The organism is Prolixibacteraceae bacterium (assembly GCA_019720755.1).
GTDB classification, from domain to species: domain Bacteria; phylum Bacteroidota; class Bacteroidia; order Bacteroidales; family Prolixibacteraceae; genus Halosquirtibacter; species Halosquirtibacter laminarini.
Genome location: CP081303.1, coordinates 247,525 through 271,770 on the forward strand (window position 1 = coordinate 247,525; position 24,246 = coordinate 271,770).

The following is a 24,246-nucleotide window of genomic DNA, read 5'->3' on the forward strand; positions in this document are numbered from 1 at the left end:
ATAATCTATCTATGAAAACATTGTTTGCAATATATATTGTTCTGCTTGGCCTTATTATGGCAAGCTGTTCAAATTTTGATGAGATGAATTTGAATCCGAATCAGCCTGGTGTCACAACAGGAGACCCATCTCAACTTTTCAGTAAGATGACCAAGGAGTCTACTTTGACAGCTTATCTTCATCAACGTATTCATAATCTAGGAGTGGATGCTTTCTCTCAATACTATTCTGCTCCAGCTTTCTCTACCGAAAGAGGGACGATGAATGATGTGTGGGCTCAGGACTATTGGAAAGCTTATTACGGTTGGTTAAACTCTGCGAATACGATTATTCGAGTTACTAAGAATGATCCTACGAAGGTGAATACATACCAAATGGCTAGAATATGGAAAGCTTGGATGACACAAAGAACTACTGACCTGTTTGGTGATATGCCTTACTTTGAAGCAGCCGATGGAACTGGAATAAATCCAAAATATGATACACAAGAGAATATCTATTTAGATATCTTAAAAGAGCTAAAGGAGGCTGCAGCAGGGCTTGACCTTTCAAAACCCAATATGGGTACGCAAGATTTTATCTATGGTGGTGATGTCGATCTGTGGAGGGGTTTTGCCAACTCATTACGCCTTAGAGTTGCAATGAGAATCTCCAATGTGAAACCAACCATTGCTAAAACAAATGCTGAGGATGCTGTTGCTGATGGGGTTCTTACTCTTAATGCAGAGATGGCTACAATGCAAAACTGGTCTGCTCCATGGGGGAATGGCTACTCTACAAAGTATTATTTTGATTGGGGCCCAGGTAATGGGGTTGCTCTTTCTACTTCCATGTATAACATGCTTGTAGGTCTTGGAGGCATTGCTTTCCCTAGTTCCGATTTCTTTGGACCAGATATCACATATCGAGATGTTCCTTCTGTTGTCGATCCTCGTGGTCCACACTTCTTCGGAATCTCTGATAACAATGGACCTACCTTAACCGATAAGGAACATTATTCTGGGCGTTGGACATCTATTGACGTAGGGTTGACAGAAGACCAAAGGGCAGAACAGGTAAATAAACCAGAAAATAACTCTCGCGTTGGAAAAGAGATGCAAGTGATTACTAGACCCTTTATTATTATGCCGGTTTCTGAAGTCTTTTTCCTTCGAGCGGAAGGAGCCTTAAAGGGTTGGAATATGAATGGTACTGCTGAAGAACTTTATGAGGATGGAATAAAGAGATCGATGGAGCAGTGGGCAATATCTCCTATTGTCTATGGGGATTATCTAGAATCTGAGGCTATGAATATTAATGGTACTACTGTTCATTTCTCTTTTGATAGTGGGACCAATGATAGTCCATTGGATAAAGTGATGACACAGAAGTATATTGCTGGTTTCCCAGACAATGGATGGGAAGCATGGGCTGACTACCGTCGTATTCAAAAACCTGTTCTTAAAACACCTGGTACTCTTGATGAAGGGACAGGATTGAAACCAGGCGAAGTTGTCCAAAGACTAAAATATCCTCAATTGGAGCAAAATGTAAACAAAGACTTTTATGACGAAGCTGTGAAGCACCAAGGAGCAGACCTTGTAAGTACAAAGTTGTGGTGGGTTGAATAGCCATATTAATTTAAAAGAAAATATAGTGTGAGTTTAGTGTCCATTGGAAAGGTGGATTTATATAGTTGGTAAACTGTTGAGAGATATTTCAACAGTTTGCTGATTGTATATTCTTGTAGTGATAACTTGAACAAATAATATTCGTTTAATCGCAAGTATATGTTCCGATACCTATGATCTTATTTTACTAAGGTCATGCTTTAAGTCAATCAGAAGCGTTTATTGACATTCGTTTAATCTATAATGAACAAATTAAAAAATATTATCGTAATTAATGAGCATTACGCTGAATGCCCATTAGAACACTCTGTATAACTTCTTTATAAAACGATATATCCTCTATCAGATCAAGCTATCCTTGAATGAGAAGATATCATACGGGAATTTTCTCTAGTTAATGTCATCTGAGTTCGATGTTTTCAATCTCTTTGTAAGAATTAAATTTTAAAAGCGGAGATTACAAGATACAGATCTATTAGATCTCATTCACCATGCTAAATTTCTTCGAAAATTGTTGTTTATGAAGATTACAAGGAATGATTTTAACTAAAAATAATGAAGATGAACTTGAATAAGGGATCGATTATTACTTCAATTTGACAATGACTTTTCTTGATAATGAACCTCATCGTTTACTTCCCTCTATTCAATCATTAATCTAAAGCATCGACAATCATCGATACGGTTCATATTTTTTAAATTATTAATGAAATAGTAGACCATACTAGATGTAAGGAATCTAAAGAAGCGTCTTCTTTAGAATGTCATCAACATTTGTTTCTTATGAATATCGAAAACGATACTACGTGACAAGAGAAGTCATTTCGTGATCATAAGTATGTCTTTATAGATAATTTCAATGCATTAGGGCTTTATGACTATGAGAACGATTTCAAGAAATCTATGTCAATGTGAACTCAATCGTAGCGTTTGGGTGCTTGCTAGAACACAGGTGTTGTTTGGATAGACAATGTACACTAGAACTTATTAAAAACGTAGTAAGGATCACAAAAAAGTCTTGAGATGACCTTTTTAAGTAGATGGCTAACAAGATAAACAGCGGTATTTTAGAAAGTCACAACACATTGACCAATTTGCCAAAAGAAGAGCGTGTGATTTCATAAAAACGGATAATTTTATCACGATGGTATATCTATTATTACAGGTAAGTGATATTCTAGATATATAGACACGTGTTTTTCCTTTTTTTATGATTACTCACCAAAGTTTGAAAAGATCCTATTTTTTATCGATTATAGATTCCATTTTTCATTCACGACTCATTTCGTATTGTATTTTTATTGTTTTGTTTAATAAAACTAAAACCATTTTCTCTTGTTCTATGAGTATAATAAATGATAAAAGAATAATTATATTACATTTACTATGTACATAATAGAGCTGTTATAGAGTGTAATAACTGCTATTTTAAGTTATGTTAATAGTCTATTGATAAAAAAAGATCTTTTCGTTTTATTTTATAAGCACTTGTAATTTAGATAGTTGCTGTTTTGGTTTCTGAAGTTAATGTTATTGTTGTATGGGTTTCACAATCAAAAACATGGAGAACAAGATTTAAATATTTACTTTTGCACCGATGAAATTTTTAAATGTCATATTGCTTATTGTTTTAGGAGCTTGTTTCACTAGTACAATTGTACATGCCCAAGAACCCTATTCTTCATTAGATGGACCAACCTCAAAAGAAACTGAGAGTCATTCCGAATCTACTGATACTATCTCGTCGTATATTGAAACATGGCATTTTGATAAGTCTTTTACAGCTAAAGAATCTGCCATCATGGACACTAGCTTGACACATTTTCATCAAAGACGATTAGATCAAAAGCATAATATTTATGTCCAGAATACAGGAAATCAAGGAACTGCTTATCAGTCATATTCTTTTTTTGAAAGGGATATGTCAGAAGATCGCTTTCAGTTTTTAAAGAATTTTAAATCGTTTATTTCGCTTCCATCGTCGATAGTATATTATAATACTACGACTCCGTACACTCTTTTGGATTATTCACAATGGTGGAATAATAGACCAAAACAGCAGATGACTTTTCATGTTATTCATACGCAAAATATTACTCCTGATCTGAACTTTGCATTAGATTACGATTATAATGATTCAGATGGTCGTTATGTAAATCAGAGTAGTAAAGATCATGCATTCTCTTTTGCAATGAATTATGAGAAAGAAAGATATAAGGGATATTTTAGTTTTTCACAAAATAAAGTTACCCAGCAAGAGAATGGTGGGTTATTACACTCTAGTGATATACATAATTCCGATTTAAAACCGGAGGGTTATGTTGTTTGGATGAGTGGAAGTCAAAATGTTATAAAGGATTTTAATGTCTCTTATAATCAAAAGTATGATCTAGGTAAATGGGAAGAGGTGAAAGAAAAAGATGGAGTATACGAGACGTTTGTTCCCAAGATCTCTTTGATGCATACCATCCAATATCGTGATGATTCTAAAAGCTATACAGAAACGGAGGCAAATCCCTCATATACCAATAAATCAAATGAGATTTTTTACTATTATGGTGAAGATGCAACTTTCAACCTTTCGGATAGTAGAACTGATGATGTTGCCAAAGAGAGAGTTCTAACGAACTTATTTCAAATGAAATTTTTAGAAGATAGTACACGTAAATATACATTTTCGAAAAGAGCCTTCTTGGGTATAGACCTGATGAATGAAAAGTTACCCAAGGCAGATAAGGTGCAAACTCCTGAGGGCCTACAGTGGATTCCAGGGGTATTAAACAGTGAAAATTTATATAATCTTTATGTAGGAGGAGAGGTTTCAAGAGAGAATGGCAAATTCTGGTCCTGGAATCTTGGAGGAAAGTATTATGTCTCAGGTTATCGATCGCAGGATTTTTCTCTTTATGGTACGATGTCTAAACCAATTCGAACATCTAAAGACACCTCATTCTTAACACTGAATGCTAAGATGAGCCTTACGACTCCCAATTATTATATGAACGATTATATGTCGAATCATTACTCATGGGATAATAATTTTGATAAAACTTATAACCTATCATTACATGTAAAATATGAGAAGCCATCGAATCACTTCGTAGTAGGAGCAGATATGGCGTTTATAAATAATTTTGTTTATTATGGTACTAAGATAGCGCCAGAACAAGCGAATAGTGAATTTTCTGTATTGTCGTTACACTTACAGAAGGATTTCCACTTTGGACCATTGGTTATAGAGAATCAATTGGTTTATCAGAAGAGTAGCTCTGATAGCTACATTCATTTACCGTCTTTTGTATTTAGAAATAGCACTTATTTAAATGGAAATATATACCCTGTACTTCAGGGACAGATCGGTGTTGATACCTATTTTGCAACAAAGTATTATGCAGATAGTTATTCTCCATCGTTGAATCAATTCTATCTACAAAATGATGAGAAAATTGGAGGATATCCAGTTTGTGATCTTTTTCTCTCGCTAAAATTAAAGCGAGTGAGACTATTTATGAAATATGCTTTTGTTAACCAATTATGGGGGAACACTGATTATTTTACATCACCAAATTATCCAATTCAACCTGCACTATTGTCTTTTGGCGCCTCATGGAGCTTTTATGACTAGAAAAAACAATTAACTTTTCGGAGAGACCTTATACGAGATATAAGGATAGATAACGGATGAACCAAACTACAAGGAATTTGTTCTTGTTGTATGGATCTTGTCCTATTTATGAACCAATACATATTTTATGAGATCGTATATCAAGCATTTGATATTGATGTTGTTTATTTTCGCTTCATGTAAGGGCGATAAAAACTTACAAAAAGAAGTTGGTCAGGCACAAAGAGATGCTGCCATCAAAGAGCTTGAAAATATTCAAGCGAACGGAACCTTAAAAGTAGTGATTGATTATAATTCAATAAACTATTTTATCTATAGAGGTTTGCCTATGGGCTTTCAATACGATATTCTACATTTATTAGCCGATGACATGGACGTAGATTTAGATATTCGTGTAAGTAACAATCTACGAGAATCATATGATTTATTAGAGAGTAGATCTGTGGATATTGTTGCAAAAAATCTTACCATTACAAAGTCCTTAAAATCAAAAGTTTTATTTACTTATCCAATGATGTCCAGTCGACAAGTATTAGTCCAACCAAAACCTCATGGGTGGGAAAAGATGGACAGTACTACTTTGGAAAAATCATTGATTCGTGATGTGCGAGATCTTGCAGATAAGACTGTTTATGTTCAGAAAAACACAGCCTATTTTCGTCGTTTAAATAGTTTGTCTGATGAGATAGGTGAAGATATCAATATTGTCACTGATTCTATTCATGGAGTAGAGCAGTTAATTGGCATGGTTGCTAAGGGAGATGTGCCGATGACAGTGTGTAGTGAGGAAGTGGCACGCTTGAATCATGCTTATAATCCAAATATTGATATTTCAACACCAGTGAGTTTTACACAAGATATGGCATGGGCTGTTCGTAAAACTTCAACAGCATTAAATGAGTATGTTAGTAAATGGTTGTTAGACTTTTCTAAGACTCGTAAGTATCGACGTCTGTATACAAAGTATTACACATCGAGTAGATCGAAGCGATATACTGCAAATGTGTCTAATGCAATTCATGACAATAGACTTTCTGCATATGATGAGCTAATCAAAGAGGCAAGTAAGAATATTCGATGGGATTGGCGTCTTGTTGCATCTGTTGTTTATCAAGAGTCTAACTTTAATCCAGAGGCCGAGTCGTGGGCTGGGGCTGTTGGATTAATGCAGTTGATGCCTGAAACGGCAGATCGTTATAATGTGGAAGATTTAACCAATCCAGCAGAGAACATTCATGCCGGAACTCGATACTTAGGGTGGCTTGATAGTTATTTTAAGGATCAAATAGATGATCCTAATGAAAGAATCAAGTTTGTTTTGGCTTCTTATAATATCGGTTTAGGGCATATTTTAGATGCTCGTAGACTAGCGAACAAATATGGTAAGGATATGAATATATGGGATAATAATGTTGCTCCATTTCTTCTAAAGAAGTCATTGAGTAAATATTATAAAGATCCTGTTGTGAAGTGGGGCTATTGTAGAGGTACGGAAACAACTAATTATGTAGAAGAGGTTGTTGATCGTTACCAAAGTTACTCGAACTTGCTTCTTCCTTCTTAATTTAGATATCTACAAAAGGGTGATTTTTATGAAAATCACCCTTTTGTTTTATTAATACTATGCCATATTGCTTCTAATTCAGACAATATCATTGCTGTTGCTCCCCATATTTTAGTCTCATTATAATTGTAACAAGGGACTGTAACTTTTTTGCCTTTGATATCTACTTCCATGCTTCCTTTCGAATTAAAAAGCGTTTCTAAAGGTATCTCAACAACCTCTTCCACTTCATCTGGATTTGCGTTAAATGAAGGGTGTTGGTGTCCAATAAAAGCGATATATGGGGTGATATAGAAAGCGCTTACGGGAATATAGATTCTAGATAATGAACCTATCATCTGTTTTCTACTCAAAGAGACTCCAACTTCTTCAAATGTTTCTCTAAGGGCTGTCTCCTCTAATGTTGTATCTTCTAGAGGATCAAACTTTCCTCCTGGGAGTGCGTATTGTCCCGCATGGTTACGCATTTTAGAATTACGTTTAATGATACATATTTTACATGAATGGTCTATCCATAGGAGAATTAGAACGGCACTCTCCTTTGTTTCAATATGACTTCCAAGGGGTTTAAGTTCTCTGACATATGGTAGCATCTTAAGCTGTGCATCTTTGCCAGGAAGATTATATTTAATTTGATGTCTTAGGTTATTCAATGTGTTACTACTATCCATTTAGTCAAATTTTATTGCTTTATCTGGTGAAATTCTAGAGATAACCATCGAAGGAATGATAAGCATTATCAGTGTAATGATTAGAGTTGCCACATTTAGAATTATTAGATAAGTGAAATTAAGTTCTATAGGGACTGTATCAACGTAGTAAGAGCTTTTATCTAGAGGAATTATTCCAAATTTTTTCTGGATAAAACAGAGAATAAGTGCAATAGCATTACCCCAGAAAAGACCTTTCGTAATAAGAAGTCCTGTTATGTATAAGAACAATTTACGAATACTTTTGTTTTGAGCTCCTACCGCTTTTAGAATTCCGATCATTTGAGTTCTTTCGAGAATAAGTATTAGAAGTCCAGATACCATATTAAAACCAGCCACAGCAATCATCAATCCTAGAATGACCCAAACATTCATATCAATTAAGTTGAGCCAATCGAATATCTCTCTATATTTTTGTGTGATACTGACAGGTCGTATGGTAGGAACATTCTCTTTGTAGTTTAGTATGATATCTTGAATACGGTAGTTTGTTTCATCTAGATTATTAAAATCGTGTAGGGTGATATCAAAACCACTAACTTGATTTGGAGCCCATTTGTTTAGATGTTGAATTTGACGAATATCGACTAAAGCAAATGCTTTGTCAAATTCAGTAAGGGAAGTAGAGAAAATACCTTTAATAATAAATTTTCTCATTTGTGGGACAGCTTGTGCTTGTTTCATAAAGTACATTCGGATAGGGTCTCCCTCTTTTAACATCATCCGATCTGCAATTATTTGAGAGATCATAATTCCATTCGTAGCCTTATCTTTATTTAGATCTAACACTTTCCCTTGAATTAGATGTTCTTTAAAAAAGTTCCACTGGTGATCTTTGTCTAATCCTTTTAGTACAATTCCTTCAATCTCTTTCCCTGTATGGATTATTCCCGGTTTTGTGGCAAATGTCTCTATGTGTTTGACGTTCGGAAGAGAATTAACGAGAGCGACCCAATCTTCATCGGAGAGGATTGGGATATTATCATAACTGTTGCTTGTGCTATAATTCAATAATTGTATATGAGATCCGAATCCAACGACCTTATCTTTTACCTCTTTTTTAAACCCAATCGTAATGGAGACAGCAAGAATGATCACAATAATTCCGATTGAGATTCCTGCAATAGCAAAGTTTATAATGTTTTTACTAAAATGATGTTTTTGATCTTTACTAAAGAAGAGTTTCTTTGCAAGAATAAATTCATATCTAAGTTTCTTCATTTTATCTGCTTTGAATTTGGTTTTGAAAAGGTGATAAGAAGTGTACAAATACCTCCAACAGCAAAGGTTATGAATGTGATTGCAGTGTGAACGATTAATGCAAACATTAAGCCATTGCTTTGATCTATTCCATATAGTGCAAGTGCTTCTACTGTCATAAAGTGCCAAGGTCCGATCCCTCCTTGTACAGGCGCTACCATTCCATAACTTCCAAAAACAAATACCGTTATTCCAGCCATCACACTTAAATGATTTGTGAAATCGAAAGCAAAGAATGAGACATAATCCATTAAGAAGTATAAGCCCCAAATGGCAATGGTGTAGATGACAAATAAGAAAGGATTTTTCATCTTTTGAATGGATATGATCCCCTGAATAAAATTCTGTATAATAGAGATTTTTTTCAATCGTTCAGATATGAGTATTTTGTAGGATATCCAACCAAATAATGAAATCAAAATAATACCTATAGGAATGCTCCAATTACTGGAAGTTATATTTTCCCATCTGTTTGTTATGTCTGGATGTTGAGAAAGGAAAGTTGTTAACTTCTTTGTTTGGGATAGGATCACAAGTAATGTTAATGAGAGAAGCATAATCATGTCAATAATTCTCTCAGTAACAACAGTGCCAAGTGCTTCGCTGAATGTTACTTTCTCTTTTTTTGCAATGGTAGCACAACGAGTAACTTCTCCCATTCTTGGGATGATAAGGTTCATGAAATACCCTGACATAATAGATTTAAAAGAGTTCGATAACGATACGCTTCGGATGTCATTATTTATCACAAGGTTCCACCGCAGTGCACGTATAAAATGACTTAATATCGTCATGCACATTGCCACAATAATCCACCAATAATTGAAGTTATTGTTTAACTGTTGTTTTATCGTGTTGAAATCGAAATCTTTATAAATATAGTAGAAGATTCCGATACCAAAAGTAAGAAACAGAATGTATTTAAGGGTTTTCAGAATTATCTTTCTCAACGGCTGTTAATTTATGAGGGTTATTGAAACAGAAGTTTCACTAAGCTTGTTATATTTGCAACCTTAAACTAGTTTGTGCAAAAATACAATTTTAGTGTTAAGCTAAGATATCTCTTTTGGGTGAATTCCAATATTAATTCGAATAAAAATATGTCGCAGGTAAGAGCAAAGAAGAATTTAGGTCAACACTTCTTGACCGATTTGAACATTGCAAGAAGGATTGTAGATAGTGTTCAGCACCGTGAGGTGTCAAAGGTTTTGGAGGTCGGACCAGGTATGGGTGTTCTAACCCAATATCTTATTGGTGACGATTTCCCAAAGGTGTATCCTGTTGAGATTGATGTTGAGTCTGTTGTCTATTTAAAGGAGCATTATCCCATTCTTTCGGATAGAATTTATGATGGAGACTTCCTGAAAATGGATTTTAAGGCCTTTTCGAATGAACCTATTGTTGTGGTAGGTAATTTTCCATATAATATATCGACACAGATATATTTTAAGATATTAGAAAATAGAGATCAAGTTGTTGAATCTGTTGGAATGATACAGAAAGAGGTGGCAGAACGTATCTGTTCTTCTCATGGATCAAAAATTTATGGAATCCTGTCGGTTTTGTTGCAAGCCTTTTATGACGTGGAGTATCTATTTACAGTGGGAGAGAATGTTTTTAATCCACCACCAAAAGTAAAATCAGCTGTTATTCGTATCACTCGAAATTCTAATGAGTCGTTACCGTGTGATGAAGCACTATTTTACCGTGTTGTAAAGGCCATATTTAACCAAAGAAGAAAGGCCATTAGAAATAGTTTAAAATCGGTTTGTGCAAATGTGTCAGATCTTGATACCGAGATGTTACAGCGACGACCTGAACAGATGAGTGTCAGTGATTTTATTGAACTGACTTGTATGGTCGAAAAACTTATAGCAAAATAGATCCAACCATTCTGCTAATAGAATACATCGTATATTTAGAGACATAAAATGAGTGTAGCTCCTAAGAGAAACACTCATTTTGTGTATCCTGATATTCTCTTATTCATCCATATTACTCTAGACAAAAGGGAATTATGGTCGCCATTATCTTCATTCTCTCTATTCGGAAGTAAATGTTTTATTTCTGTTTATGAGTAGGAATCATAACCATTTATCTCTCTCTTTTATTTCTTGTTTGTTGGTGTGTTTGTATACATTTCATGTATTCTTTGGTTAGGGTTTGGTTACTCTAAGAGTAACCAAACCCTAACCAAACCCTAACCGAAGGGTATCTAAATTAATACGGAAGGGTTACAACGAGGGCGATGAATTTCCTTTATAGAAACTGTCTCGAAAAGGGTGTGAGTACTATTGATGTATATTTTCCTCCACTTTAGAACGTCGATAATTCTTTTATTTTTTTGTTGAATACTCTTCCTTTTGTCATTATAGAAAGGTTTTTTGTCTTGGTAATAATAGTTTGTTCTTTGTTATGTCTTAAATAAAAAGAAGTTTGATTATTGACGGGAGTCTATTATCTCTTTTAAGGTGAAATGAAATGGAAGTATTTTGCCTTTCGGAGTTAATAAATAGTTAATAGAAGCAAAATAGGATAGCTTCGTTTTTATGACTGATTCATTGTGTGTTGTGTCTTAAATTTGGGGTAGTTTACAAAAAGTTAATATTTGAATGCGGATTTAATATATTAATTTTAGGGTATCATTAAAAATCCTAAAGATGAACCGTTTAAAAAGTATTCGTAAAGCGTTAATATCTGTTTTTGATAAGACGAACCTTGAGCCCCTAGTTAAGCAATTAGCATCACAAAATGTAGAGATTTTTTCTACAGGTGGAACCCAAAAATTCATTGAGTCTTTGGGCATTCCAGTGACTGCAGTTGAAGATTTGACTTCATATCCATCGATTTTAGGTGGAAGAGTAAAGACATTACATCCTAAAGTTTTTGGTGGGATTCTTTCACGTCGTGATTTAGAGAGTGACCAACAAGAAGTTTCGCAATATGAGATCCCTTTTATTGACCTAGTTGTAGTGGATCTTTATCCTTTTGAGGAGACTGTAGCAAGCGGAGCTACCGAAGCTGAAATTATTGAGAAAATTGACATTGGAGGAATATCTTTAATACGAGCTGCTGCAAAGAATTTCAAAGATGTAACAATCGTTTCGGATAGAAGTCAATATGAAGATTTGGTTGCTTTGTTACAAAAACAAGATGGAGCAACGACTTTAGGGGATAGAAAAGCGTTTGCCACTAAAGCATTTTCTGTTTCTTCGCACTATGATACTGCGATACACGAATTTTTTGCTACCGATGACTCTGATGCGTTGAGAATTTCACATAATCAAAGAAAATCTTTAAGATATGGTGAGAACCCTCATCAAAAGGGATCATTCTATGGTGACTTTGATGCAATATTTGATCAACTACATGGTAAAGAGATCTCATATAACAATTTATTAGATATTGATGCCGCACTAAACTTGATTGATGAGTTTGAATCTACTACCTTTGCAATACTAAAGCATAACAATGCATGTGGATGTGCATCTAGAGACAATTTGAAAGAAGCTTATCAAATGGCATTATCTAGTGATCCAGTTTCTGCCTTTGGAGGTATTTTAATCTCAAATAAAGAGGTTGATTTAGAGACTGCTGAAGAGGTGACCAAATTGTTCTTTGAGGTGATAATTGCACCTTCATATGCAGAAGATGCATTAAAAGTGTTGTCTACTAAGAAGAATAGAATTATCTTAGTACGCAAAGAAGCTGAAACTAGTACAAAACAGTTTCGTTCTGTCCTAAATGGTATGCTTGTTCAGGATAAAGATACTAAAAAAGAGTCTTCTGAAGATCTTACTTTAGTAACAAAAAAAGCAGCCACTCAGAGCGAGATTAAAGATTTGCTTTTTGCCAATAGATTGGTAAAACAGACAAAATCGAATACTATTGTCCTTGCTAAAGATGATATGTTGATTAGTAGTGGTGTTGGGGAAACTTCGCGTGTTGATGCTTTGAAACAAGCGATAGACAAAGCGAAGAATTTTGGATTTGATTTGAATGGTGTTGTGATGGCTTCGGATGCTTTCTTTCCATTTGCCGATTGTGTTGAAATTGCGTGTAAAGAAGGTATAAAGTGTGTTATTCAACCAGGAGGATCTATTCGTGATAAAGATTCCGTACAGTACTGTGATACAAATGATATGACAATGGTAATGACAGGTTTCAGGCATTTTAAACATTAAAAAATTAAAAGCTTGTCAATATAATGGGGATTTTCTCTTTCTTAACTCAGGAGATAGCAATTGACTTAGGTACAGCAAATACGATTATCATTCATAATGATAAGATTGTAGTTGACGAACCTTCTATTGTTACAATGAATACCAAGACTGATGCGATGGAAGCCATTGGCGAAAGAGCTCGTCAGATGCAAGGTAAAACGCATTCAAACTTAAGAACTATTCGTCCGTTGCGTGATGGGGTGATTGCAGACTTTGATGCTGCCGAGCAGATGATCAGGGGAATGATAAAGATGATTCCTCGTAGAAGTCGCTTTTTTTCTCCCTCTCTTAAGATGGTGGTTTGTATCCCTTCAGGAAGTACTGAAGTTGAAAAACGTGCGGTACGTGACTCATCACAACATGCTGGTGGACGTGAGGTTTATATGATTTATGAACCGATGGCTGCTGCAATAGGTATTGGAATTGATGTAGAAGCTCCTGAGGGAAATATGGTAGTGGATATTGGAGGTGGTACAACTGAGATTGCTGTTATTTCTCTTGGTGGTATCGTGACCAATAAGTCTATACGTATTGCTGGAGACGATCTGACTGCAGATATTATGGAATATATGCGTCATCAACACAATATTAAAATAGGAGAGAGAACAGCTGAAGATATTAAAATTAATGTAGGAGCTGCCTTAACAGAGCTTGAAGAGCCACCACAAGATTATATTGTCCAAGGTCCGAATCAGATGACTGCTTTACCAGTAGAAATTCCTGTGTCGTATCAAGAGATAGCACACTGTTTGGAGAAATCGATCTCAAAGATCGAAACAGCCATATTGAGTGCATTGGAACAAACTCCTCCAGAGTTGTATGCTGACCTTGTAAACAAGGGTATCTATCTTGCTGGAGGTGGTGCATTGCTTCGTGGTCTTGATAAGCGTTTGTCTGATAAAATCAATATTCCTTTTCATATTGCAGAGGATCCTCTACGAGCAGTTGCTCGAGGAACAGGTATTGCATTGAAAAATGTTGATAGGTTTAAGTTCCTAGAAAGCTAGGTTGTTATCTAAAGCCTTTAAAATAATAACCAAGGTGAATGTAAAGGAAACTTTACATTCACCTTTTGTTGGTTTTTTTGTTGTTGATAATTCCCACTCTATTTGTAATCTTTTAATGGCTGTAATAAGGTGAAGAACCTAATTAATTTTTTAATAAAATACCACTTTGGATTTCTATTTCTATTTCTAGAACTCCTTGCTTTCCTGATGATTGTCAATTTTAATGACTATCATCGTTACTCTTTTTTGAATTCTAGTAATGTAGTCACAGGATCGATCTTCTCTATGGTTGATGGGGTCAAGGAGTATGGTTATTTATCGAAGGAGAATAAACGTTTGGTAAATGAAAATGCTCGGCTTAAGGAGATGTTGTTACATTTTCAATCCCAATCGAATATATTACAAGATACTCTCGTCATGCATTCAGATTCATCTATTATCTATGAGATGAGAAATGCAAAAGTTATCAACAATAGTATTGATAGAAGTTATAATTATATGACCCTAAATAAAGGGGTTAATGATGGCTTACAAGTTGATCAAGGGGTTATTAATGACCAAGGGGTTGTGGGAGTTGTTACTGCGGTATCTGACCATTATTCCGTTGTAATATCTCTACTAAATAAACATTTCAAGCTGAGTTCAAAGATTAAGAAGAATAGTTATTTCGGATCATTGTCTTGGGATGGAAGTTCGTTTATGCATGCAAAACTTAATGAAATTCCATTTCATGTTGATATTCAAGAGGGAGATACCATTGTAACGAGTGGCTACTCTTCTATCTTTCCTGAAGGGATTCCTGTCGGTGTTATTTCTACTTTTGAGAAAAAAGGGGGAAGTAACTTTTATAATATTGATGTACGTCTATCTACCGATTTCAAGGAGTTAGGGTATGTGAATATCATAAATTATAAAACGAAGGAAGAGAGACTAAAATTGGAGGATAAAGAATGATCAAAGATTATTTGAAATATTTATACCTGTTTTTAGGTTTAATTTTAGTGCAAATTTATATTCTAAATAATGTCTATTGGCTTGGTTATGTGAACCCCCAAGTCTTCTTGCTAGGTTTGCTTTTACTCCCTTTTCAAGTAAGTGGGGGCGTATTGCTGTTGATCTCTTTTTTCTTGGGGCTATTGATTGATGTTTCGACCAATACTTTGGGATTACATACAGCAGCAACCCTTTTGGTTGGTTTTATTCGACCAACGGTCATATCATTAATTTCTTCACGAGATGTATATGAGAAGGGATCTTTACCAAGGATTAGATATTATGGTTTACAATGGTTTGTGAAGTATTGTTTTATTCTGACCTTTGTATACACGATGTCTCTTTATTTGATTGAATCTTTTTCATTTGCCAATTTTGTAGAGATTATTCAACATAGCTTAATAACCACTTCGATCACGGTATTAATAATGGTTTTAAGTCAGTTTATTTTTATTAAAGATTAATCGATTATCATTATATGGAATCAGATATTCGAAGAAATAGGGCCTATGTTATTGCATTGATTTTTTTTGTAGTTACTGTTTCCATAGTCATACGTCTATTAGACCTTCAGATTCTAGATGATAAGTGGAAGCTTTCTGCTGAAAATAATGTAGTCCGCAAAGTTGTAACTTATCCTGCTAGAGGTTTGGTTTATGATCGAAATATGGAGTTGCTGGTTTATAATCAAGCAGCTTATGATTTTTTAGCTACACCAAGAGAGATACAAGAATTTGACACCTTATCCCTATGTTCCATTTTGGGAATTGAGAAGTCAACACTAATAAATGGATTAAAAAAAGCAAAGCGTTATTCTCGATATAAGCCCTCTGTGATATTAAAACAGTTATCGGCGAATCGTTATGCTTCATTGCAAGAGCAACTATATAAATTTCCAGGATTTTATGTTCGGTCTCGTACCTTAAGACAGTACCCTTTTCCTATCGCAGCTCAAACTTTGGGATATGTAGGAGAGGTAAATACACGTAATATAAAAAAGGACGCTTATTACACCTCTGGAGATTATATCGGAAAGCGTGGTATTGAGTATACTTATGAAAAAGAGTTAAGAGGGAAAAAAGGGGTTTCCTATCGTCTTGTGGATGTTCATAGTCGAATTAAAGGAGAGTTTAAACGAGGGAAATATGATACTACAGCCGTAACTGGAAGCAATCTAATCTCTACATTAGATGCGAAATTACAGAGATATGGTGAAGAGTTGATGGCTGGAAAGGCTGGAGCTATTGTTGCATTAGAACCGAAAACGGGTGAGATTCTTTCGGTTGTGAGTGCTCCAACATTTGATCCAGGCCTCTTGGTTGGTCGAGTCCGAAGTGTAAATTATCAAGAACTTCAGAAAGATCCGAATGAACCGCTATACAACCGTACGGTATCTGCTGCTTATCCTCCAGGATCAACATTTAAATTAGTAAATGGGTTGATTGCCCTACAAGAGGGGGTTATTACTCCACAAACAAAATTTGTTTGTCATGGTCGATCTACTCGACCAATAATGTGTACACACAATCACGTCAACCCTATTAGTATTGTTCCAGCTATACGAGAGTCATGTAACCCATTCTTTTGGCAAACATTTAAAGCTTGTTTATCAAAATATTCGTCTACTAAAAAAGGGTATATTGAGTGGGCTAATTATGTGAAGCGCTTTGGGCTAGGACAGAATATTGCCGCTGATATTATTGGAGCTAATGGAGGTAATGTTCCTTCAGCTAACTATTATGATAAAGTTTATAGAGGTTCTTGGAATTCTTTAACAGTACGTTCTCTTGCTATTGGACAAGGGGAACTATTGTGTACCCCTTTACAGATGGCTAATGTTGCTGCAACGATTGCTAATAAAGGGTATTATATATCTCCTCATATTATTAAAAAAGAGGTTACCCCTCAGGGGAAAGAAAAAATATTGAAGTTTGATCGTCATGAAACAGGTATTGATACGACCTATTATAACTATACGACAAAAGGTTTAAGGGAAGTGATTCTTAATGGAACAGCTCGGGTTGCCTATATCGACTCAGTAAAGATCGTTGGTAAAACAGGAACTATTCAGAACCCTTCAGGAGTTGACCATTCGGCTTTTATTGCCTTTGCCCCGATGAATGATCCAAAGATAGCCATATTCGTATATGTAGAACGTGGAGTATGGGGGTCTAGATATGCTGCACCTATTGCAAGTTTGATGGTTGAGAAATATTTAAAAGGATATATTTCTCCTAGAAGGCATTACTTGGAGAAAAAGATGAAAGAGAGTGTTCTTTTAGTTAAAGAAGAAAAAATAGAAGAAAATAATGAGGCAAACTAATATACTCGCAAAACTAGACTGGATCTCTATTTTAATATATGTATTATTAATGTTGATCGGCTGGGTTAATATCTATGCTGCTGTTTACAATGCAGAACATCATAGTATTTTTGATATGACCCAACGTTACGGAAAGCAGCTAATGTGGATATGTGCTGCACTAGTTTTATTCTTTGCCGTGATGCTTATTGATAGTCGTTTCTTTACAACTTTTGCCTACTATATCTACGGCTTTGCCATATTTTTACTCTTGATACCCTTGTTGACAAGTGCTTCTGTTAAAGGGGCAAAGGCATGGATAAAAATTGGCAGTTTTGCTCTACAACCTGCCGAAATAGCCAAATTTGCGACTAATCTTGCTCTAGCAAAACTGATAAGTCAATATAACTTTAATGTGAATACTTTTAAGTCCTATCTACAGGTTGGTTTGCTCTTAGGACTTCCAATAGGGATCATTCTTTTGCAAAATGATACTGGATCCTCTTTAGTGTTTTTTGTTTTTATATTAGTTTTATATAGAGAGGGCTTGCCTGGAATATATTTGTTCATAGGTTTCTTGATGGCTTTAATTTTTGTTGTTACTCTCCTATATCCTGGTGGAATAAATCTGTTAATATTAGGTGTTCTATATGCTATAATTTATTTGGCTGTTCGTAAGAATTACAAGCACTTTATTACTTTTAGTGTAGGTCTATCTTTGTTGTTTTATATCCCTTATTACATGAATCAAGCAATGGGATATGACTTAAATTTAGGACACATTATGCTTCTTGGGCTTTCGTGCTATGCAATGTTTTTTTCGTTAAGAGCCATATTTCATAATTATCTTAAGAAGAGTATTTTATTTTTAAGTTTATTGGGTTGTATTCTGTTTTCTACCTCTGTAGATTATGTGTTCCATAATATTCTTAAAGCCCATCAAAGAGCTCGTATTGAAGAGTTATTAGGTATCAGTAATGATCCTCTTGGTATTGGTTATAATGTAAAACAATCAAAAATTGCTATCGGCTCAGGAGGTGTTCAAGGGAAAGGCTTTTTGAATGGAACCCAAACAAAATTCAACTTTGTTCCGGAACAAAGTACTGATTTTATTTTCTGTACTATTGGTGAAGAGTGGGGGTTTATTGGAACTTCTTTTGTGATTCTTCTTTTCTTTCTCCTTTTTATTCGATTAATATTTCTAGCCGAACGGCAACGATCCTGCTTTAGTCGTGTCTATGGCTATGGAGTAGCCTGTATCTTATTTTTTCACTTTGCAGTGAATATAGGAATGACTATTGGTTTGGCTCCTGTGATAGGTATCCCTCTTCCGTTTATTAGTTATGGAGGCTCTTCGTTATGGTCTTTTACGATTTTATTGTCTATTTTTCTAAAATTAGATTCAAATCGAATGGATGTTTTATGGTAAAATTTACAAAAGAGTATAGTTTAGCTACCATTTTGTGATTAATTAAAACAGATCAATTTCATTTTGGTTTATTTGGTTCTGTATTTGTGTTAAATTAGTATAATTTGCTGGTTTTGTGTAATTTAGGTATATTTGTTTCTAATTGGATGAGCGTTCTCTCGTCATTTTTAAACCAAAATTATACATGCTACAGAGTTTATAGTATGTGCTAAAATATATTTAATTTACATGAAATATCGTTCTTATACACTTGCAAATTACCATACCTTACCACAAATTCAAAATCTATCAGAAGAAGACCGGTTTGTTATAGAGGTAGTTGGTAATGTTTTGCCTTTTAAAACCAGTAACTACGTTGTTGATGAATTAATTGATTGGGAAAACTGGGAAAGTGATCCATTCTTTAAACTGACATTTCCTCAAAAAGGGATGTTGTCAGAGGAGCACTTTAATCGTGTTGCAAGTTTAATAAAGAGCGGTGCTGATAAGAGTGATTTGAGAAAAGTGATTGATGAAATCCGATATGAACTGAATCCAAATCCAGCAGGTCAAGCTCATAATGTACCTGAACTGAATGGTGTCAAGCTAGAGGGAATGCAGCATAAATATCGTGAAACAATGCTTTTCTTTCCTTCTCAAGGACAGACATGTCATGCTTATTGTTCTTTCTGTTTTCGTTGGTCACAGTTTGCTTTAACAGAAGAGAAGTTTGCAATGAAGGAAGTTGACTTAATGGTTGATTATCTACGTGCACATCCAGAAATATCCGATGTTCTTTTTACGGGAGGTGATCCTTCTATTATGAAAACAAAGTTCTTCGAGAAGTATATTAATACGCTTCTTGATGCAAATCTATCAAACTTAAAGACTATTCGTATCGGAACAAAAGCTTTGACTTTTTGGCCTTATCGTTTTACTACTGATGAAGATGCACCACAATTATTAGAGTTATTCAAAAAAGTGACTGATAGTGGCATTAACCTTAGTATAATGGCTCACTTTAACCACTATGGTGCATTAGAAACGAAAGCAGTTCAAGATGCGATCACTGCACTTCGTTCTACTGGAGCACAGATACGTTCACAAAGTCCATTGATGAAGCATATAAATGATGATGCGAATGTATGGGGTACTATGTGGCGTAAACAAGTGGATTTAGGTATTATTCCTTACTATATGTTTGTTGCTAGAGATACTGGTGCACAGGACTATTTTGCTGTAACTTTAGAGGATGCTTGGAATATATTCAAAGATGCTTACCAATCTGTAAGTGGTGTTTGTCGTACTGTAAGAGGTCCAAGCATGTCATGTGATCCTGGTAAAATTCAGATTGTTGGGATTGCAGAGGTTAAAGGGGAGAAGGTTTTTATACTTTCATTTATCCAAGGACGTAATCCAGAATGGGTAGGAAAACCTTTCTTTGCTAAGTATGATCCTGATGCTATATGGATTACAGATCTTAAACCTGCATTCGGAGAAAAAGAATTTTTCTATGAAGAGGAATTAAATAATATGTATCATTAATGATATTTAAAAAAGGATGCTTTAAAAGCATCCTTTTTTATTTTATTCCTCGCCCATACATATTAAAAACAACTCCACATTGAAATAGATTCCCGTTAATATCTCCAGGAAGAGATAGATTGCTGAATTGGAAAAAACCTCTAAGGCAGATATCTTGAATCTCCTTTCCCCATACTGAAATACAAGGTAATAGATTTAATCTTCTTGAAATAATATAGTCTACATTGAATCCAATACTATATTTATTGTACCCGTTCAATTGGTTGGTGTATTTATCGTCAAATATATCAGAGACTATAGCGTAATCATATCTTATTATTGGAGAGAGCCTCCATTTATGTCTATCTAGTACAGGATAACTTATAGAGGATCCAAATTCTAACTTATCTGTGTTATTGTTCTGCTTATTTAAGTCAATTTTGTTTTTAAGTTCTCCATAGTTTAAATGAATATCTCCTAATATCTCTTTGTAAGAGATTCCAAATCCCGCTTCTAAAGAGAGACAGTTGTGATAAAGTCTTGAGATCTCTTTATCATATACCTCATATTTAGTTCCAAAATAGATGGATGTTCCAAATCTCTTTTTAGTAAAACTAATATCTCTTCCTTTTTTCTCTTTTGAAATCTCTTTCGATATATTGTTGAGGTATTTGTATCTTTTGTTTGTACTATTGAGTGTGTTGTTATAAGCTATTAGAGTATCTATTTGAAGTGTCGCATTGTTTAGGATGCTTTGAAATTGTTTTGTCGTTTTGCAAGTGTCGATTTTATTTTGAGTTTTTACTCTAACAAGTTCATTTATACTTTGAAGGACTTGATTATGTAATTTACCTACTTTCACATTTTTTTCTAACGTGATTATACTTTCTACTTCGTATAGTGATATGATTGTATCATTTCGAAGATAATTTTTTGGCGTAACATGTATGTTATATTTATAATTTTCATTTTTATCTTCTGCCTTAATGTATAGAGGTATTGTTTGTAAAAATAGAAGGATAAATAGTATTTGTTTAGATTTCATAAAAGTTTGATTGTTGCTTTTTGTGTTGTTGTGATTTACTTATTTCTTATAAAGGTAAAAATAAGTTATATAAATATATATTTATTAAATGTATTATGTTATAATACTATTAAAAAACAGCTATATTTGAGTATTGTTAATGAGTTATATATCTGTATTCAATTTTCATAATAAAATGTAAGCTCATCTATTTGTTATAAAGTATTTGTTAAATAATGTATAATGAAAAAGTTTTTACCATTATCAATTTTCCTTATTTGCGTCGTGTCAAGTGTTTTTGCTTCCCCCTTTGATACGCACATATTTTATTATAATAAAAGGAATAAAGAGGTTAAACGAAAAAGAGCAACTCACTACTATCGAGTTCAAAAAGATGATTCGACAAGTGTGTATTCATTGAAAAGTTTCAGTATGGTTGGAATTCTTCAGTGGGAATGTGAGTGTCTTGCTTTAGATCCGGATAATATCCAGTGGGGTAAATTTAATAAGAAATCCAAGGATATCATAAAACAAAAGATGCCAAGAGGCATGGTTTTGCATGGAAGATATAGACAATATTTTCATAATGGAGCACTCGTCTGTGAGAAAGATTATGATAATGGTATTGAGCTTTCGTTTAAGAAATTCTATGTAAACGGACAGGTTATGATGGAGAAGAAGTATCACGACGGTTTTCTTAAGTATTATAAAGTCTTTTATCCCAACCTTGTTCCAAAGTTATTTCGTATATATGATAAAGGGAAAGAAATAAGTTTCTACTCTTATTATGAGAATGGGAAGGTTCGTATTCATCGAGAATTTAATAATGGAGTTGTTGTAATGTATTCTGAACATGATGAAAATGGAAATTTGGTTAAACAACTTGATCAGCTTCCTCGATATATACATGGTGATTTAAATGATGCACACCGTTTTATTACAAGGTCTATTGTCTATCCTTCCGATGCACAACGAAAAGATATAACAGGAGATGTTATTGTGATTGTCGATATTGATACCAATGGGGATGTGTTTAATACTCGAATTGTTAAAGGTGTCTGTTCGTCTATTGATGATGAGGCCTCTCGAGTGGTTAAGTTGTTAAAGTTTCATCCAGCAAAATCAAATAATAAAACGGTAGAATCTGAATTACGTTTTCTAATACGTTTTACCTTAGATAAGAAGGTGTAAATGGAGTAAATCTATTTATGCTTGTGAGATGTATATTATCCACATAATAAAAGGACAAAATAAGCAGTGAGATTAAAGTACAATTCTTTAATCTACTGCTTATTTTTTTTGAATCGTTTCTAGTAATACTCCTATTCAACTGTTATCCTTTTATTTAATGAATATTGAGACAAAGGCTCTTTAAGTGTAGTCTTCTCCTCATCCCTATATCTTAGATTCTTGGATAAGCATCTTTCGTTCGAGGTTTTCTTATTTAATTTACTCTATTGATTTGGTGTTTATGCTTTATCAGTAATGAAAATGATACTCCTTTATAATTGAATTACGGACATGTTTGGAAAGGAAATATAGGTGTATAATTAGATGTTCTATTAATTTTTGACTAATAAAAAAGGTTGTAGTTCTTAAAGAAAGAACTGCAACCTTTTTGTGTATTATTGCCTCGTATATATAATAAAGGCAATCCATTAGTATGGCTTTATTTAGCCAATTTATTCAGTTGATTATGATTTTATATCACAATATCATCCTTATTTGTTTTTTTAACTGCTTTTGATCTTCCTGGAAGTATAAGGTTTAGAATAACTCCAACAAGAGATGCCAAGCCAATTCCTTGAAGAGCGAAGTCTCCAATTTGAAATACTGCTCCACCTATTCCCATTGTAAGAACAACAGAAATAATGACTTGATTTCTGGTGTTATTCATATCGATTCTTGAATCAACCAATGTTTTGATTCCAACACTTGCAATCATACCAAAAAGAAGTAGCATTAAGCCTCCTAACACCGCTTGAGGGATAGTTTGAAGGAATCCACTAACTTTCCCACATAAAGAGAAGACAATTGCAGTAACTGCCGTAATACGAAGAATAGCAGGGTTTGTTACTTTTGTAAGTGACACTGCTCCTGTAACCTCCGAATAAGTTGTGTTTGGTGGTCCACCTAAGAAGCCAGCAAGCATCGTCGCGATACCATCGCCAAGAAGAGTTCTGTGTAGTCCTGGATCTTTGATGTAATTTTTGTTTACCACTCCACCAATAGCATACATATCTCCAACGTGTTCAATGATTGGTGCAATTGCTACAGGAATCATATATAACATTGCTTGCCATTTAAATTCAGGAGCGATAAATTCAGGAAGTGCAAACCATTTCGCACTTAAGATTGGAGTATAGTCAATGGTCCCAAGAACCATGGATAGAATATATCCGAAAGTTAAACCCACAAAAATGGGGATAAGTTTAAATATCCCCTTCCCTGCCATAACAGTAAAAATTGCAACCATGAGAACCGATCCAGAAACAGCCCAATTCGTTTTGGCCATGTTCACTCCATTGGGAGCAAGTGAGAGTCCGATAAGCATAATGACCGGCCCGACAACTACGGAAGGAAAGAGAAGTTCAATAAAACGAGTACCTCGAAGTTTAATAATTGTAGAGACAATTGCATAAATAATACCAACTGCAATAATACCTCCAAACATGGCAGGCATACCATAAAGCTTACTACAAGCAATCATTGGTGCAATAAAGGCAAAACTACTACCAAGATAAACAGGAACTTTTCCTTTGGTGATAAAATGAAAAATTATGGTTCCTACCCCTGCAGAGAATAAGGCTACGGATGGGTCAATCCCAACAAGAAGGGGCACAAGAACAGTAGCACCAAAGGCTACAAATAGAAATTGAATTCCAAGGATGGTTTCTTTCACCCCTATCGACGTACGAGACGTTGAGTTCATAATACAGCAAAAATGGTTACAAAAAAAATAAAATATTTACGTAATCATTTTAAAACCGATCTGT

General features: G+C 34.5%; 17 protein-coding genes. 12 read left to right on the plus strand and 5 right to left on the minus strand.

What is annotated here, in order from left to right; all coding sequences use genetic code 11:
* The first annotated feature begins 11 nt into the window (after positions 1-11).
* The 3 genes from K4L44_01075 to K4L44_01085 all read left to right on the plus strand — a co-directional run bounded on the left by K4L44_01075 (position 12) and on the right by K4L44_01085 (position 6,799).
* Entirely contained in the window at positions 12-1,610 is a 1,599-nt protein-coding gene (locus tag K4L44_01075; GenBank protein ID QZE14492.1) for a SusD/RagB family nutrient-binding outer membrane lipoprotein, read from the plus strand.
* Positions 1,611-3,207: 1,597 nt separating this feature from the next.
* On the plus strand, positions 3,208-5,235 hold the full coding sequence (locus tag K4L44_01080; protein QZE14493.1) for a putative porin: 2,028 nt from the start codon (positions 3,208-3,210) through the stop codon (positions 5,233-5,235).
* A gap of 127 nt (positions 5,236-5,362) precedes the next feature.
* The gene (locus K4L44_01085) at positions 5,363-6,799 is read left to right on the plus strand and encodes a transporter substrate-binding domain-containing protein (protein QZE14494.1); all 1,437 of its coding nucleotides are present in this window, start codon (positions 5,363-5,365) and stop codon (positions 6,797-6,799) included.
* 35 nt (positions 6,800-6,834) lie between these two features.
* Here the strand turns inward: K4L44_01085 and K4L44_01090 are convergent, their stop codons facing one another.
* From K4L44_01090 to K4L44_01100, 3 genes are read right to left on the minus strand one after another with little or no spacing between them, the layout of a single operon-like run.
* On the minus strand, positions 6,835-7,470 hold the full coding sequence (locus K4L44_01090) for a CoA pyrophosphatase (protein QZE14495.1): 636 nt from the start codon (positions 7,468-7,470) through the stop codon (positions 6,835-6,837).
* Positions 7,471-8,730, minus strand: coding sequence for an ABC transporter permease (locus K4L44_01095; protein QZE14496.1), 1,260 nt, complete (start codon positions 8,728-8,730; stop codon positions 7,471-7,473). It lies immediately after the preceding gene.
* Entirely contained in the window at positions 8,727-9,719 is a 993-nt protein-coding gene (locus tag K4L44_01100; protein ID QZE14497.1) for a flippase-like domain-containing protein, read from the minus strand. The genes K4L44_01095 and K4L44_01100 overlap by 4 nt, the downstream gene beginning before the upstream one ends.
* Before the next feature lie 150 nt (positions 9,720-9,869).
* On the opposite strand from K4L44_01100, the gene rsmA reads away from it, so the two are divergent.
* The 8 genes from rsmA (at position 9,870) to K4L44_01140 (ending at position 20,247) form a co-directional block, all read left to right on the plus strand.
* Entirely contained in the window at positions 9,870-10,652 is a 783-nt protein-coding gene (gene rsmA / locus K4L44_01105; GenBank protein QZE14498.1) for a 16S rRNA (adenine(1518)-N(6)/adenine(1519)-N(6))-dimethyltransferase RsmA, read from the plus strand.
* Positions 10,653-11,429: 777 nt separating this feature from the next.
* Positions 11,430-12,953, plus strand: coding sequence for a bifunctional phosphoribosylaminoimidazolecarboxamide formyltransferase/IMP cyclohydrolase (purH, locus tag K4L44_01110; protein ID QZE14499.1), 1,524 nt, complete (start codon positions 11,430-11,432; stop codon positions 12,951-12,953).
* Positions 12,954-12,976: 23 nt separating this feature from the next.
* A complete protein-coding gene (locus K4L44_01115; protein QZE14500.1) occupies positions 12,977-13,999 on the plus strand; it encodes a rod shape-determining protein in 1,023 nt (340 codons plus the stop codon).
* Positions 14,000-14,128: 129 nt separating this feature from the next.
* On the plus strand, positions 14,129-14,953 hold the full coding sequence (mreC, locus tag K4L44_01120; GenBank protein QZE14501.1) for a rod shape-determining protein MreC: 825 nt from the start codon (positions 14,129-14,131) through the stop codon (positions 14,951-14,953).
* 47 nt (positions 14,954-15,000) lie between these two features.
* Positions 15,001-15,456, plus strand: coding sequence for a hypothetical protein (locus tag K4L44_01125; GenBank protein ID QZE14502.1), 456 nt, complete (start codon positions 15,001-15,003; stop codon positions 15,454-15,456).
* A gap of 14 nt (positions 15,457-15,470) precedes the next feature.
* Complete coding sequence (gene mrdA / locus K4L44_01130) at positions 15,471-17,315, plus strand: penicillin-binding protein 2 (GenBank protein QZE14503.1); 1,845 nt, start codon at positions 15,471-15,473, stop codon at positions 17,313-17,315.
* The gene (gene rodA, locus K4L44_01135; protein QZE14504.1) at positions 17,302-18,723 is read left to right on the plus strand and encodes a rod shape-determining protein RodA; all 1,422 of its coding nucleotides are present in this window, start codon (positions 17,302-17,304) and stop codon (positions 18,721-18,723) included. Before mrdA ends, rodA begins: the two co-directional genes overlap by 14 nt.
* 228 nt (positions 18,724-18,951) lie before the next feature.
* Positions 18,952-20,247, plus strand: a complete 1,296-nt coding sequence (locus tag K4L44_01140) for a lysine 2,3-aminomutase (protein ID QZE14505.1) — start codon at positions 18,952-18,954, stop codon at positions 20,245-20,247.
* A 37-nt stretch (positions 20,248-20,284) separates the two neighbouring features.
* Here the strand turns inward: K4L44_01140 and K4L44_01145 are convergent, their stop codons facing one another.
* The gene (locus K4L44_01145; GenBank protein QZE14506.1) at positions 20,285-21,271 is read right to left on the minus strand and encodes a hypothetical protein; all 987 of its coding nucleotides are present in this window, start codon (positions 21,269-21,271) and stop codon (positions 20,285-20,287) included.
* 222 nt (positions 21,272-21,493) lie between these two features.
* On the opposite strand from K4L44_01145, the gene K4L44_01150 reads away from it, so the two are divergent.
* Positions 21,494-22,441, plus strand: coding sequence for a TonB family protein (locus K4L44_01150; GenBank protein ID QZE14507.1), 948 nt, complete (start codon positions 21,494-21,496; stop codon positions 22,439-22,441).
* Between the two features lie 511 nt (positions 22,442-22,952).
* Here the strand turns inward: K4L44_01150 and K4L44_01155 are convergent.
* The gene (locus K4L44_01155; protein QZE14508.1) at positions 22,953-24,182 is read right to left on the minus strand and encodes an NCS2 family nucleobase:cation symporter; all 1,230 of its coding nucleotides are present in this window, start codon (positions 24,180-24,182) and stop codon (positions 22,953-22,955) included.
* Positions 24,183-24,246: the final 64 nt, after the last annotated feature.

Coding starts and splice junctions, on each gene's coding strand:
- K4L44_01075 (QZE14492.1), top strand. CDS start 12: ATGAAAACATTGTTTGCAATATATATTGTTCTGCTTGGCCTTATTATG.
- K4L44_01080 (QZE14493.1), top strand. CDS start 3,208: ATGAAATTTTTAAATGTCATATTGCTTATTGTTTTAGGAGCTTGTTTC.
- K4L44_01085 (QZE14494.1), top strand. CDS start 5,363: ATGAGATCGTATATCAAGCATTTGATATTGATGTTGTTTATTTTCGCT.
- K4L44_01090 (QZE14495.1), bottom strand. CDS start 7,470: ATGGATAGTAGTAACACATTGAATAACCTAAGACATCAAATTAAATAT.
- K4L44_01095 (QZE14496.1), bottom strand. CDS start 8,730: ATGAAGAAACTTAGATATGAATTTATTCTTGCAAAGAAACTCTTCTTT.
- rsmA (QZE14498.1), top strand. CDS start 9,870: ATGTCGCAGGTAAGAGCAAAGAAGAATTTAGGTCAACACTTCTTGACC.
- purH (QZE14499.1), top strand. CDS start 11,430: ATGAACCGTTTAAAAAGTATTCGTAAAGCGTTAATATCTGTTTTTGAT.
- K4L44_01115 (QZE14500.1), top strand. CDS start 12,977: ATGGGGATTTTCTCTTTCTTAACTCAGGAGATAGCAATTGACTTAGGT.
- mrdA (QZE14503.1), top strand. CDS start 15,471: ATGGAATCAGATATTCGAAGAAATAGGGCCTATGTTATTGCATTGATT.
- rodA (QZE14504.1), top strand. CDS start 17,302: ATGAGGCAAACTAATATACTCGCAAAACTAGACTGGATCTCTATTTTA.
- K4L44_01140 (QZE14505.1), top strand. CDS start 18,952: ATGAAATATCGTTCTTATACACTTGCAAATTACCATACCTTACCACAA.
- K4L44_01145 (QZE14506.1), bottom strand. CDS start 21,271: ATGAAATCTAAACAAATACTATTTATCCTTCTATTTTTACAAACAATA.
- K4L44_01150 (QZE14507.1), top strand. CDS start 21,494: ATGAAAAAGTTTTTACCATTATCAATTTTCCTTATTTGCGTCGTGTCA.
- K4L44_01155 (QZE14508.1), bottom strand. CDS start 24,182: ATGAACTCAACGTCTCGTACGTCGATAGGGGTGAAAGAAACCATCCTT.